This is a genomic window from Acinetobacter sp. S4400-12 (assembly GCF_024129495.1).
In the GTDB taxonomy this organism is placed as follows: Bacteria; Pseudomonadota; Gammaproteobacteria; order Pseudomonadales; family Moraxellaceae; genus Acinetobacter; species Acinetobacter lwoffii_C.
The window spans coordinates 1-14,264 of sequence record NZ_JAMXYB010000046.1 but is presented as its reverse complement, the minus strand read 5'-3'; the positions used below and the strand labels follow the sequence as shown (position 1 = coordinate 14,264).

Here is a 14,264-nt window from a genome sequence, read left to right as displayed (position 1 = left end):
TGAAAGACCACATCAAGCTAACAAAGGAAAGCCACCTCTAATGGCTGCTTAACCTCTACTTTTAACTTCGGTTATTTATGGGAGGATTACCATATCTTAAATGGATTTGGTAAATTATTAAATGATCAGGAATCTTATACATTTTTAGGATCTATCATTACTGTTGCTGGAATTGAGAGTGAAAGTATATACCCTAGGATTGATGCACATATACCTTCCAATGTTATTAGTGTAATTGATGGACAGCAACGTACTACTACCTTACTCATTATAGCCACTGTTTTACATAATATGCTTGTAATAAAAGGTGAGAGCTTTATGACTGAGGATTTTCAGGAGAATAATCCTGAAGTAAATCATTGGTTGGAAGATATCACAGATGTTATAGGTCAGCTTTCCCATTTATATGAGGAAGATCAAAAATTCAATGCAGATAAGGTTTTTACTTATTATCCTAGAATGATAAGATCTTTTGAAGATTGTTGGTCAAAAAGACAGCGGGATGCTGAATATAAATCAGCAATAGCCTATTTATTACACTCTTATGGTATCCATTCAAGAAGTGAAAATAAAACTAAAAAACTAACTTTTGATAATTTAGCTAATGAAAATATTAAATCTACATTAGATGCTTTTAAAAATATTTTTGATCAGATTCAAAAAAATATAAAAAAATCGATTCAAGGGGATGAAGATTCATTTGATATTCCATCCTTTGATGAGTTGCGTAGAAATAGAAGCCTGCAAGTGCAATTATTAAGATCCTCTTTCACTCAAGAAGTTGAAACATATCTAGATGTTAATGATACTAGTGGAGATCTGAAGGAATATATCTTACTTCTAATGATTTCTAATTATTTCATTAACTATGTTGCATTGACTGTAGTAACTGCAAAGGATGAAAAATATGCTTTTGATATATTTGAATCTTTAAATACTACAGGTGAACCTTTAACAGCTTTTGAAACATTTAAACCAAAAGTCATTCAAGATATTGGTATTACTAGATATTATAATGAAGAGTCTGAATTAAAAGGTTATTTGGATAATATTGAATTAGTCCTTGAGCAAAATAACAATGAAAAAATCAAAAAATCAAAAACAAGTAATTTGGTGATTTCTTATGCTTCTTTATGGAATCATATGAAAATGTCTACAAAATTATCTGACCAACGTCAATTTTTTAAAGATAACTATGATGCTTTAGAATCAGGAATAACAGTAACAGACTCAAGATTTAAGTTTGTAAAATATCTAAGTCTTTTGAATGAGTTTATTTCAAAGATATGGTCAGGTGAGGTAGATAATTATCAAACTACTTATTTAGGTATTAATAGAAAAATTAGCGATCGTGCAAATCTTGGACTTGCATTTTTAAGAGAGCTTGATCATACCATCGTAATACCAATTCTAGCGAGATTTTATATAGAATATGCTGTCCGACTAGATTTTCAAAATTCAATAGGGGAGGGTAATAATGTTAAAAATGTGCTAATAGATAACTTTGAAAATGCTGTTCAAGCAATTGTAGCTTTCTCTACTCTTTGGAGATCGTCAAGAAAAGGTACAGCTGGAATTGACAATGTCTATAGACACTTAATGTCAACTAATATTGATGCTCTAAACTATAAAGCCTTATCTCTGAAGCAAACTGTAATTGGAAAAAGTTCTGAGGAATATTTTGAAAATGATGCGGTGAATCTTAATAAGCTGAAATTAGCCTTAAGATCATATATGAAAAATGATAGAAAATATCCAATAGTTAATAAGGATAATTGGGTTGAACGTTCAGCAAGATTACCTATATATGATGAGCCAAATTGTCTAACAAGATTGTTACTCTTAGCTGCAACTCACGATACTGTAGTAGATAGTACTTCGGGGGAATTAATAAAATCAGCTAGAAGTGGAGTTAATGATTTCTTAAATTATACAAATTGGATCAATAAAGATTTAAAAACAATTGAGCATATTTTACCTCAAAATTTAAATTCAGTTGATCTTCAGGTAATTAGGCTTGATGATGATCGAGATTTACATTTACTAGGTAATTTAACATTATTACCTCAGAGTGCTAACTCGATTGTGGGTAATAAATCCTGGTCTGATAAGCATATGATTTTTAAGCTTTTAACTTCAGTTAATCAAGAGGATATTGAAAATACTTCAAATCAATTGAAAACTAATAATATTGTTACCGAAAACCAAATTGATATTTTAAGAGGTTGGAATTACTTACCTATTCTTAAATATATTGTGGATCAACAATTTACAATAATTGATTCTAAGGCTATTCATGACAGGTCTAAAAGTATTGCAGGCCTAGCTTATGATGAACTAATAAAGTGGCTTGAATAACCGAATTAAAGAGGGCTTAACGGAGCCCTCTTTTTAATGCAGTAATAAGTTCCTCTAAATGTTTTAAGTTTAAAAAATTAGATAAAGAAAGTCTTAGACTTTGATTGCCTTCTTCTAGTGTAAGTCCTATAGCTCTCAGAACGTAAGACATCTCAATATTTAATGATGAGCAAGCAGAACCTTGAGAGCATAAAAAAGCTGAGTTCGAGACAAAATGCGATGCATCAAAGTTCGGTAAGCGAATATTTAAAATATGAGGAATGTACTGTGTATCTGGAGAGTTGATTACTCCCCCAATCTCAATAACTTTGGATCGTAGCATAGAATTTATTTTATTTACTTCCTTAAAACTATCTTCAATAGTTTGGTCTTCTACGGCGGCACCGAATCCTAAAATCAATGGGGTAGCAAGAGTACCGCCTCTTAACCCATATTCTTGACCTGCTCCATGAATAACTGGTTGGATTCTAGTTTCCCTTAAGTCTCTAATGTACAGTGCTCCAATACCTTTAGGACCATAAATTTTATGAGCAGATAAAGAGAGCATATCTATATTTAGCTCATCAACATCTATTGGAATTTTTTTATAAGATTGAGCAGCATCTACATGAAATTTGATATTTCTCTCAAAACAAGCTTGACCAATAGCTGCAACAGGTTGGATTGATCCAAGCTCGTTGTTTACATGCATAATACTAACTAAAACAGTATCTTCTCTCATTGCTGAGATTACTTCTTCAGCATCAATAATTCCATTGTTCTGAGGAGCAATATATGTAATCTCATATCCATGGTTTTTTTCTAAGAAATTACAAATAGATAGAATGCATTTGTGTTCTATAGATGAGGTGATAATATGCTTTCCCTTTTTTTGATTTGCTAAAACATATCCTTTGATTGCTAAATTATTTGACTCAGAGGCTCCACTAGTAAAGATAATTTCACTTTTATAGGCTCCGATAGAATCAGCAATGATTTCTCTCGCTTTTTCAATTCTTTCTGCGGAAATACGACCTAACTTATGAGCAGAGGATGGATTTGAATATTCTTCTTCAAATGCTCGAAATAGTTCTTTTTTAACAGATGGCAGGAGTGGGGTTGATGCTGCGAAATCTAAATAAATCATCTTTGATCTAATAAAAAACAGATATTTCAAGCATCTCTTTTTTTTTAGATTTAAGCAAATATTCTTACTCATAAATTCGAAAATTCTTATCAATATAATGTTTGTTCAAAAAAAACAATTAGTTTAGTACAATTAGTTAATTGTTATAATAAATTTATATACTTATCAGATATAACTGAGGGGCAATTTATGTCAGAATTACAATATAAGCCATCTGCGAGATGGATACGTTATTTGCGTAGTTACGGTCCGACTCCAAATAATGCAGTTATGTTTGATGAACATGTTACGAAAGCAGCGCGTCTAGCTAAAATTGATCCAATAGAATTACCTATCCCATTGCTACCTAATATTTTAGAAGCAGTACATGCAGAGGGCGGCGGTTCTATTATCATTGCAGGAACAGCTGGAGATGGGAAAACTTATCATTGTCGTGCCTTATGGGAAGCAATAGGAGGAGATCCTTCTGAGTGGAATGATTCACACGCAGCAATTAAAAGTTTAAATATTAATAATGATAAAAAAATATATTTTGTAAAAGATTTAAGTGAATTAAATGAACAAGATGGAAAATTTGTTCTTGAACTATTAGAGAGATCCGTTTTAGAAAACGACAATAAACATATTCTGGTCATTGCTGCCAATCATGGACAAATTTTAGAGCGTTTACGTAAACGATCATATAAAGAATTTTCTACTCATCCAATACGAGAAACTTTAGAGCAAGTTTTTCTGCAAACTGGCGAAGGGCTTTCTAGATTACATGTATTTGACTTAAGCCGTAGCACTCATCGTAAATCATTAACTGATGTGCTAGATATATTAATCACCCATCCTGAATGGGAAAAATGTTCAAATTGTTATTTTCAAAGTAGTGGTAAAGGCTGCCCGATCAGTGAAAATCGTCAACGACTACTTGGTGCAACATTCGAGTCTGAACAATTACGTTCACGTTTATCCGATTTAATTGATATTGCAAGGTTAAATGGCTCACATTTACCTGTTCGTGATCTACTTGCTTTATGTGCAAATATTTTGCTTGGTCATGCTGAGGTTAAAGATGGACTGATGCGTTGTGATGATATTGAGAAAATAGTAAATGAAGGCACATTTTCGAAAGGGAATTTGTATGACAATATTATGGCAAAAAATTTACCTAATCAGCGAGTAGGAGAACGCCCTGTTTTTAAAGCTTTATCTTCTTTTCAAATAGGTGAAGAAACAACAAATGAAATTGATGGGTTATTAATTTATGGTCGCTACGATAGTGAATTATCCCCAATCTATGAGGATCTTATCGAAAGTGATAAACAGTATGGAGGTTCAGCTTATTTTAAGAAAGCCCAAGAAGCTTATTTAGAAGGTGATGAATACCAAAAAGAAAACATTAATCAAAAACTTATTCAGTTATTAGAAAGCCAACGCCGTCGATTGTTCTTTACCTTACCTGATAGCAGTTTAGGTAAAAATTATTTTTGGAATCTAAGTGCATACAAATATGCTGCTTCTTATTTAGATCTTATTAAAAAACTCAAAAATAATCACCCAATTCCTGAGGATATACGTCAATTAATTACATTGGGCATTAATCGTATTATGACGGGAATTTTAGTGGAAGAAGTAGAAATTATTATAGTTGCAACATCTGGAGGCTTTACAGAATCAAAAGTAAGCGTATTAACTAAAGAAGAAATACCAGCGCGTCCTACAAGAAGAAACACAGAGGGAATGTTGATTAAACTGAATCATAATAATAGGCCATTAATTAATTTCCATATGGAAGATGATAAGGATGGGGTTTCTTTTGAGTTAACACCAATTAGATTCGAATTTTTGGCGAGAGTTGCCAATGGAATCTTACCCAATAGTTTTTCTAGTGAGTGTTTAGAAGATCTATTAGCTTTAAAGTCAAAATTATTACGAAGAGCCGAGCAAATACAACTCGAATTTGGTGATAGCTACATAGCTAATGACATTAATACTTTGCCTTTAAAATTTGTAAATGATGGATTTAGTCATGGTTCTAAACATATATCAGTGAGACTAGATAAATGAAATTCCTAGAAGATGTTGATTTTGTGGTTGATGAAAAAATTTGGGGACATCGTTTATATGATGAGCAGTTACCTCATTTAATCTTATTAGAATTTCTAGGAATATTAGCTTCACATCGAGATGATCCATTAAATGAAGTAGATGATAAAGTAATTTATAAGCCCCAGCGTCAGCTTCGATTGCGCGGTGTATTATTTAATAATCCATATATAAATATAATCGCATCTTCTAATAGGTCTGACGAAAAAAAATGGCAAGAATGGTTTGAGGAATATCAAAAAGGTGCATATGCAGAAGAAGATATGACTTATTTGAAAGAGGTCTTTAGTTCATTTGATGATTTTGCACGTGTTGTTGAATTGTTGCGATCTTCGTCTTTTGAGATAAATAGTAATAAAAGATGGAGTTCAAAATTTGTCTTCCCATTCGGGCCTGATGCCTTATATGAAGATTTGCGCATTGATAAATCTGAAACGAATGATAGACGATTTTTTGCACGAACAGGTGAGATTTTGTATTTAATGCTTTGTCGTGCTGAGAATAAAAATGAATTAGGAGAGCTGTTAGTCAAACGTCTTTTAGAATCTGATCTATCTCTAAATCAATTAGTGAAAGCTATTCAAGGTGACAGACAAGAGGCAAAATTAGCTAAAGAGATTAGTAGTTTGCAATTACCAATCCTTAAACATGATCGTTTCGATCAGCTCTGCCGTGATTGGATTCATATCCTAAAGCAAGATATTCCCTCCTATGATGCAATTTCATACTTAATGTTTTCAGCTGGTTTGAACATGTTATTGTATTTTCTTGAGCGCTCGAAAGAAGTTTTATCTGAAGAAAAGCCTATAAGATTAGTCTGTGAAATCATTTCTAAAAATCGAACTAAAATAAGAGCAATTTCTGCGGATGATTATCAATATAATCAGAATTTGTCTATACGCTCCATTGCTGCAGAAATTGAAAATATTCAGCAAAATGAAGAGTGGATGTCCGCATCTTCACAACTTTATCCTGAGTCAGAATATATACGTTTAATGCAGAAGCAATTTAAATGGCCAAGTGAAGATGAAGAAAGTTCAGCCTGGTCAGCTGATTCACTTATTGAAAAGTTAGTTGATAAAGCTCAACTCAGACATAAGCAACATTTAGCAAAAGTCCACTCAGCTTGGTCTAAGGCTATTGGTTTAAGTTCTCGTCGCTTATCTAGAAGAATGCGTTATGCGCCTAATGATCATTTTTTGAAATCGCTTGTTATTACAGTAGTTGATAAACGCATGCCTTTTGATGATTTCTTAGAAGTAATTAAAAATAGGTATGGTTTAGTGGTTGGTGAGGCACAAGCTCAAGAGCTTATTACTAGTAATCAAGTGGATCAGGAAGCTTTCAGTAAAAATAGTGAATATCTAGCTGAACGTTTAATGAGTTTAGGTTTAGTTAGGCAATTGTCTGATGGATGTGCTTTTGTAGAGAACCCATTTAATATTTAAGGAAATGAACATGAAAGAAAATAAAATTATTGGATGGGTTGGTGCTGTATATTTTGAAAATTACCTGCAGCAAATAAATGATTCTCAGCTAACAAACGAACCATTAAATATTGAAACTGCGTTATTTAGACTAGACCAATTAACGGCAGGCCAAATTGCTACAATTGTAAAGGAAATATTGTCGAGGCCATCTTTAGAACAGTATATTTCACTTAAAATTCCAAGAGCTTTAATTGGAGATGAAGTATTACCAAATGAAGTATTGATTGATGATAATGCTGCTAGTGTTCGAAATCAGAGTATTGAAAAACAGATATTAATAACAGCAAGCTCTAGAAATGACATTGGAGATACTCTTGCGCATATTACTATCGTCAGTGCGAAAGAGTTAAAGGCAAATAGTGATCCGTGGGTTCAAGCATGTTGTCAATTAGGGAATTTAGTCCTTACTCCAGATGATGAAAAAACTTTTGCAAAAGCGCTAGAAGCACTGATTGATTCTATTGAGCTTTCATTGGTACAAATTGCTAATTTTTGTCTTAGTATTATTGAGGCAAATAATATTCATGGATTAGCGATAAGACAGGCAATAGGATGGGCTCTACCAAGTATAGGGTTGCCTCGAGATACTTACTTTTTTAGTAATGCTAAAGCATTTTCACATGCTAATCGTCCTTGGAAAAATGCCTTTGATAAATTAGCGACGCATCGATATCCCTTATTAAAGTATCAAAAAGCAAATGGTCAACCGTTAGATCCTGCAGAAATGGAAAATCGTCTGAATGATAATTTGGAAGATATAGATGAAGACATTATTCCTGTTTTGCAACGATTTATAAAGGGGTCTATTAATGATGTTGAAGCTATTCAAGCACTCGCAGAATTAGAATGGGAACAAGATAAAGTTTATCTTATTTTTGACCGGCCGAAAGAAAAACAAAGTGGTTTAGCTGAATCTACTTTGCAATTTTTCTCAGATATTTGTGACCCAGATGATGCTTTAACTGAAGAGTGGTGCAATCACTTAACTGAGTTAAAAACACGAGAAAAAAGAGGCGAATGGATTGATGAAGATAAAATTTTCTTTGATCTACATCGTTATTTCTTAGAGCAAGATACAAAATTATTAGCACGTTGGGAAAAAGTCATCTTTGGGCAGGCTATAGAGTGTCAGGACTTTTTAGAGGGATTAGTTTTCGCAACTTATCAATTACTTGCTGGATCAGAAGATTTTAATGGTGAGCGTTACTTAAAAATCTCAGTCAACAAGGGGAGAAAAGCTTGGCTTGATCAGTTTAATCATGATGCAGTGACATTCTTTTGTGTAATGTATCGTGGTTTATATAAGGCGATGGGATCCAGAATTATTTGGGAAATTCCAAATCAAAAAACTCAATTACCAGATATCTTATTTGATTATGAAGCTTTCTTAAATAAACAAAAAGAACGTCTAGGAAAGAAATTTAAATCAATAAAATCTCTATCACGAGCTGCATTGCAAATTAAATTTGAAGTTGCACTAGTTGAACGTCAATCAAGTAATCAAGAAGTTATTTTGAAGAAAAATCAACTGATATGGAATTACTCAGCTAATTCTATTGGGCTTGCTCTTGCTGATGACTTAGGGCGAATACTTGAGAAAGGAGGGATTGCTTGTACACAAGTCAGTCGGAAAATAGTGAGCAAAAAAGGGGGAGTGCAAAGTGTTTCTCTTGAAAATGTTGGTAGTTTAGAAGCTACATTTTCAAATGATCCAGGCTCTCTTATCCCATCAGCTAGTAAATTAAAAAGTCAACGTCATCAAATTAAACAATCTCTTGAAGAGTTATTTAAAGATGGATTTATAAATGACGTAGCATATAGGGAGATAAAAGAAAGCTGGGAAAAATTTGAAAAAGTTTATCCTTTTGCACTTCAAAATTTTAAACATCATGGATTAAATCAACCAAGTATATTTGATCAAGCCGATGCATATGCTGAATTATTAGATACGCTATTAACTTATGCATGTAACGATGTTAGCCGGGAAAAACTTGTATCCAAGGTAATGTCTATTGGAACCGTTATAGTCTCAGGAGAGCAATCTACTTTAATAATTCCACCTTGGCACCCTGAACGTTTAAAGGCATTAGCTGTTAAAACTAAACGAACAACTGCGTTACTAACCCATTTATTGACAGCTGATAGTATTAAATTTGGTGATAGAAATATTTTCTTTAAAGAGTTTTTTGATGAACTTAAACATCCTTTCTATCCAGAAGTAGCGATACTTCAAAAGAAAAATGTTGCGGAGCCAGAGCTAGTTACAGTTACTAGTACAGTGAATGGCTATAGCCTTCTAGAAACTCCTATGAATTCGGGGCAGACACTTAGTGATACTTCCCCGCAAATAGCAGCTAAACAAATTAATGAACTTATAGAACGCTATATAGGGTTACAACCTCATAAAATTCGCAATTTAAATATTTTATTGTATAACTCTGATGCAGCAGACTTACCATTAGCTGTGGTTAAAGAACTCTCTAATCTGTATGAAACGGAGCAAGCTGAGATGAAATGTAATGTCATGGTTCGACATACAGAACCAAGACATTTAGCTTCTATTTATGCAGAATTAGTGAATAGAGCTGCAGAAGATGAAGATTTACCACTCGTAAGTGAAATATCTGATAATTTTATTTCTAAATTAAGGATAGGTGTCTCTAAATCTGCAGGAGTGGACTGTAATTCTCTGTTAGGATCCAAGCCATTTGATATCGCTTTTTTACATGATGTTGTAGCAAGGACTGCTACAATAGAATGGATTCCTGCTCCTTGGAGTGAGAATCGTCAGAATTTAGAACATGCTCCTTCACGCTGGTCTTATAGGCGTGTAGCAAAAGATGGTGAGCTTAAATCAACTAGTTTTCTAACTTGCCCATGGCAGACTGAAACCGGTTGGAGCTATTTGGCTGCAGTAGCTGCTCTCGCGAAAAAAGATGCAATTAATAAACATGACCGCTTGCTTCCGGCTCGTCAGATTTCATTACAGCATCAACGTTTAGCTGAAATAATGGATGATGCCCATCAGCAAGCAGAATGGGTTGCCACATATGATGAACTTTTAGATAAAAAACAATTGCAAAATCAAAATATTACAGTTGTTCGATATCGTAGAAATTCAACGAATGGTCGTAATATGATTGTTAGCTCTACTGCTGATTTAAGATTATTAAATGGACTTACGTATCGTCGTTTAGAAGCTCTATCATTATCTTTCAATCAATCGGAATTGAACGATCTTACTAAACTAATTAAAAAAGATGCTTTATCTATTTCTGGACAGATTGTATTGCGTGCTGCACGCCGTGGTATATCTGCTGGTGAAATGTTAGGGTTAGTACTGAGTCGTTATTTAATTTCTAATGAATTTGAACATTTAAATAATAACCGTGACGCAATTAGTGTCTATTTTTTACTAGATGACTATGCATCTTGGTTATCTCAAAAAGAAAGTCGAATCGCTGATTTACTTGCTCTGTCTATAATTGATTGTGATGATGAAATTCATTTGCATATTGCAATTGTTGAATCTAAATATGTCTCATATGAAGGCGTCGCAGATGCAAGACGCTCATCAAAAGCACAGTTGATGGCGACATTAACATCTTTTAGAGATGCTTTATTTGGAGACCCGAGTCGATTAGATAGAGACGTCTGGTTATCACGTATTTCTGATCTACTTGTAGATGCTGATGTAGGAATTGGCCAAACTGATTTACTTGAAAGAGCACGAATAGCGATTCGTGAAGGAATAGTTAATATCTCTTTACGAGGGTACTCTCATGTGTTCGTTCACAGTAATGATGTATCAGCTACTAATTCTCTGTCAGAACAGTTAGAGATCGATAGCTCAAATATTTTCCAAGCATGGCAGGAAGTATTTGATCGGAAGGAGCTTCGTGCTCTAGTCGAAGCATATGCTAAACAAGAAGATTCTTTATATGTTAGATCCGTATTAGGTACAACAGAGCCATGGAAAAATATCATTCTTAATAAGCCTGCTCCTCAAGTGAATTGGACATCACAGGTTGATGAATTACATGGTTTTGGACCTAAAGATGTATTACCAAATACTTTAGAAGAAACACAAGTTCCAGAAAAAAGTGATCAGATACAAATAGAGTTTAATGATGTAGTTTCTAAAGAGGAGAATAATTCATCTGACCAAATATTAGGTGAAATATCTAAGATAGGTAAATCTACGATTGATTTAGTTCAAACAGATGTAGCAACATCTAATTTAGCTGAGTTAATTCAGTCGAATAATTCGTCACAAAATCAGAAAGATGCATCTAGAGAAGAATGGGCAGAAAAAATTACTAAAGATTTAAGGAAAGCGTTAAATGGATGGGGTTTCCAAGTAAATGTACTAGGAACACGAATTACTCCAAACGGATGTCTGGTCCGTCTGGCTGGATCAGATCGTTTGCGAGTTGAGGATATTGAAGCTAAGCGAACTCAATTGTTAACCACACATGCGATAAATATTATTACTGTACAACCTAAACCTGGTGAAATTGTTGTAACGATCTCAAGCGAGATACGACAAGCTGTTTCAATATGGGATTTATGGCAACGCCGTTTAATAAATCGTAATAAAGCTGGGATTAATGTTTCCTTTGTAATAGGAGTACAAGAGCTTAATGGTGAATTACTATATTTGAATTTAGGTGGAGATTTTTCTGGATTACCTGGACATGAACCACACTCTCTAGTAGCAGGTGCTACAGGAAGTGGTAAATCAGTGTTACTACAAATATTACTTCTTGATATAGCTGCTACAAATTCTAAAGATCTAGCTCAGATTATTCTGATCGATCCTAAAATGGGGGTCGATTATGCAGCTTTAGAAGATTTACCACATATGCGTGAACCAATTATTACAACTAAAGAGCGAGCGACGGAAGTTCTAGCAAATTTAGTTGATGAAATGGAAAATCGCTATCAGTTATTTGCTCAAGCTAGAGCAAGAGATTTAGCTACTTATAATTCTAAAGTTGCTATAGGTGATAAACTGCCAATGGTATTCTTAGTTCATGATGAGTTTGCCGACTGGATGTTTGATGATAATTACAAAGGTGCTGTGGGCGCAGCTGTTCAGCGTTTAGGTGTAAAGGCTCGAGCAGCCGGTATCCACTTAATATTTGCAGCGCAAAGGCCAGATAAGGATGTTATGCCAATGCAACTGCGAGAAAATTTAGGTAACCGCCTGATTTTAAAAGTTGCTAGTGAAGCAACTTCTAAAATAGCTCTTGATCGTTCAGGTGCAGAGAGATTATTGGGCAAAGGGCATTTAGCTGCAAAGCTAAATGGAGACTTAATTTTTGCTCAAGTACCATTTGTTTCTGACGATGAAATAAACCAAATTGTAGAAACGATAGTCAGAGATAATGGTAGTACCCAACACTTATCCAGTCTCGAAAACAAAGATATTACTTGCTAGTAGTTAGTAAAAGAAGAGGGTATTAAGTTCTCTTCTTTATGGGATTGTACACTGGCATAAAAAGCAACTTGAATAGAGGTGGTTTTTTCAATCTTATAGTGACTAAAGATTACAGTAGTAATCTTTAGTGCATCAAATGAAATTTAATGAAGTAGATATTCAGTTAGAAGGAGGTTCTGAAAAGCTTGTTTGTTCGAGAACCTTACCTCCTAATGATCCTGAACCAGGGCCAATTGTCACTTTATAATCACAATATTGAATAACCTCTTCTTTATGTTCAATAATAATTATGGCTTCAAATTTAGAGGATTTTTCATACAGGAAACTAGCAATACTAGAGGAAGTTTCTGGATCTAATCCCGCTGTAGGTTCATCGATAATTAAGATTTTATCGGACTTTCTTTGTCTAGATAAATATTCACATAATTTAATACGCCTTAATTCACCTCCAGAAAGAGTTTGAGTTTTTCTACTCAAGTGTAGATGACCAAGACATAGACGATCCATGACATTAAGTATATTAATAATTTTTTTATCATCGAAGTAATCAATCAGGTCTTTAATTTCTGTTTGATATACATCAATAATATTTTTATCATCTATTATAGTATTTATAATATCTTGATCTGAAAAATTAAATAACTTGCCGTCACAAACCGGACATGTTAAATATATATCTTTTTCAAATCCTCTTTCATATTTAATTGTTCCTGTACCTTGGCAATTAGGACATCCTCCTAATTTATGAGGAAGAAATTTATCGGTTATTAAATTAGACTTTTTAGAGAAGTATTCAGCAATAAGAGTATTTAACTTTATTGTGGAGCAAAGAATTGATCTTGTTGAGTAATTAGAAACTTTTTGACTAATATAGTAAGATCCCCCCAAATCATTGATTGCCTTCGCTAAAGAGGACTTTCCTGAACCAGAAACACCTACAAAACATGTGAGACAATTTTTAGGAATATGAACATTTTGATCTTTAATAGTATTTTTATTTAAATTATTAAATTGGAAAAAATCCTGTATAGTATTTTTTTCTTTTTTTAAAAGAAATGGTTTGATTATTTCATCCTCACATATATATCCACCATTTTTTCCAGCATTTTTCCCAATATGGATTTTGTGATCTGCTGCATCAATAAAATATTGTTCATGTTCAACTAAAACGACAGTATTATTTTTTGATAATTTTCGAATTTTTTTAAGCACTAAAGGAAAATCTAAATTTCCTAATTGAGAGGATATTTCATCGATAATAATAAGAATACCCGAAATATCAGAATTAAGAAGTCTACTAAAATTTATTTTCTGTAATTCCCCACCTGATAAACTTGGTATAGATCTATTGAGACTTAAATATCCAAGCCCCATATTATTAATAGATTTTAGGGTGCGAATAAAATTGTCATTAACTTTAATTTTATTTTGAGAAATAAAATTAATTATCTCAGAAATAGGAGTAGTCAAAAAGATTGAAAAATTAAGTCCAAAAATCTTAATGTCTTTATAAAGGTTTAAATCTATTTTTGAGCCATTACAGTTATTACATTTTTTATATTTAGTTGGCAAGGAAGAATTTTTTATTTCACTGATTAAAGAATTAGAGTGCTCAAAAGCGCCAATATAATAGGCTAATTTTTGTTTTGTTTTTCCATTGTGTTGGCTTTGTTGCACAAAGATTTAAAAGACAACACTCTGCTCATTTGAACAGAATTCAAGTGACAACTTGGGTATGAGGACGACCTAATTC

At 33.2% G+C, this 14,264-nt stretch carries 6 protein-coding genes and 1 pseudogene; 5 read left to right on the top strand and 2 right to left on the bottom strand.

Annotation, left to right across the window (positions count from 1 at the left end; genetic code table 11):
* Positions 1-84 precede the first annotated feature (84 nt).
* Together NI461_RS14240 and NI461_RS14330 are read left to right on the top strand one after the other, a co-directional pair.
* Positions 85-969, top strand: a pseudogene (locus NI461_RS14240) (DUF262 domain-containing protein); the annotation flags it as partial.
* A gap of 174 nt (positions 970-1,143) precedes the next feature.
* A complete protein-coding gene (locus NI461_RS14330) occupies positions 1,144-2,358 on the top strand; it encodes a DUF1524 domain-containing protein (protein WP_367273580.1) in 1,215 nt (404 codons plus the stop codon).
* A gap of 16 nt (positions 2,359-2,374) precedes the next feature.
* Here NI461_RS14330 and NI461_RS13000 read toward each other — a convergent pair whose 3' ends face one another.
* On the bottom strand, positions 2,375-3,556 hold the full coding sequence (locus NI461_RS13000; RefSeq protein WP_228278811.1) for a cysteine desulfurase family protein: 1,182 nt from the start codon (positions 3,554-3,556) through the stop codon (positions 2,375-2,377).
* Between the two features lie 117 nt (positions 3,557-3,673).
* Here NI461_RS13000 and NI461_RS12995 point away from each other — a divergent pair, with 117 nt between their 5' ends.
* The 3 genes from NI461_RS12995 to NI461_RS12985 are packed head-to-tail and all read left to right on the top strand — an operon-like array spanning position 3,674 to position 12,511.
* Positions 3,674-5,539, top strand: coding sequence for an AAA family ATPase (locus NI461_RS12995; protein WP_253157526.1), 1,866 nt, complete (start codon positions 3,674-3,676; stop codon positions 5,537-5,539).
* Positions 5,536-7,026, top strand: coding sequence for a hypothetical protein (locus NI461_RS12990; protein WP_168417012.1), 1,491 nt, complete (start codon positions 5,536-5,538; stop codon positions 7,024-7,026). Before NI461_RS12995 ends, NI461_RS12990 begins: the two co-directional genes overlap by 4 nt.
* A 10-nt stretch (positions 7,027-7,036) precedes the next feature.
* Complete coding sequence (locus NI461_RS12985; RefSeq protein ID WP_168417011.1) at positions 7,037-12,511, top strand: FtsK/SpoIIIE domain-containing protein; 5,475 nt, start codon at positions 7,037-7,039, stop codon at positions 12,509-12,511.
* Positions 12,512-12,670: 159 nt separating this feature from the next.
* On the opposite strand, the gene NI461_RS12980 is transcribed toward NI461_RS12985, so the two are convergent.
* The gene (locus tag NI461_RS12980; protein WP_253157523.1) at positions 12,671-14,188 is read right to left on the bottom strand and encodes an ATP-binding cassette domain-containing protein; all 1,518 of its coding nucleotides are present in this window, start codon (positions 14,186-14,188) and stop codon (positions 12,671-12,673) included.
* Positions 14,189-14,264 lie beyond the last annotated feature (76 nt).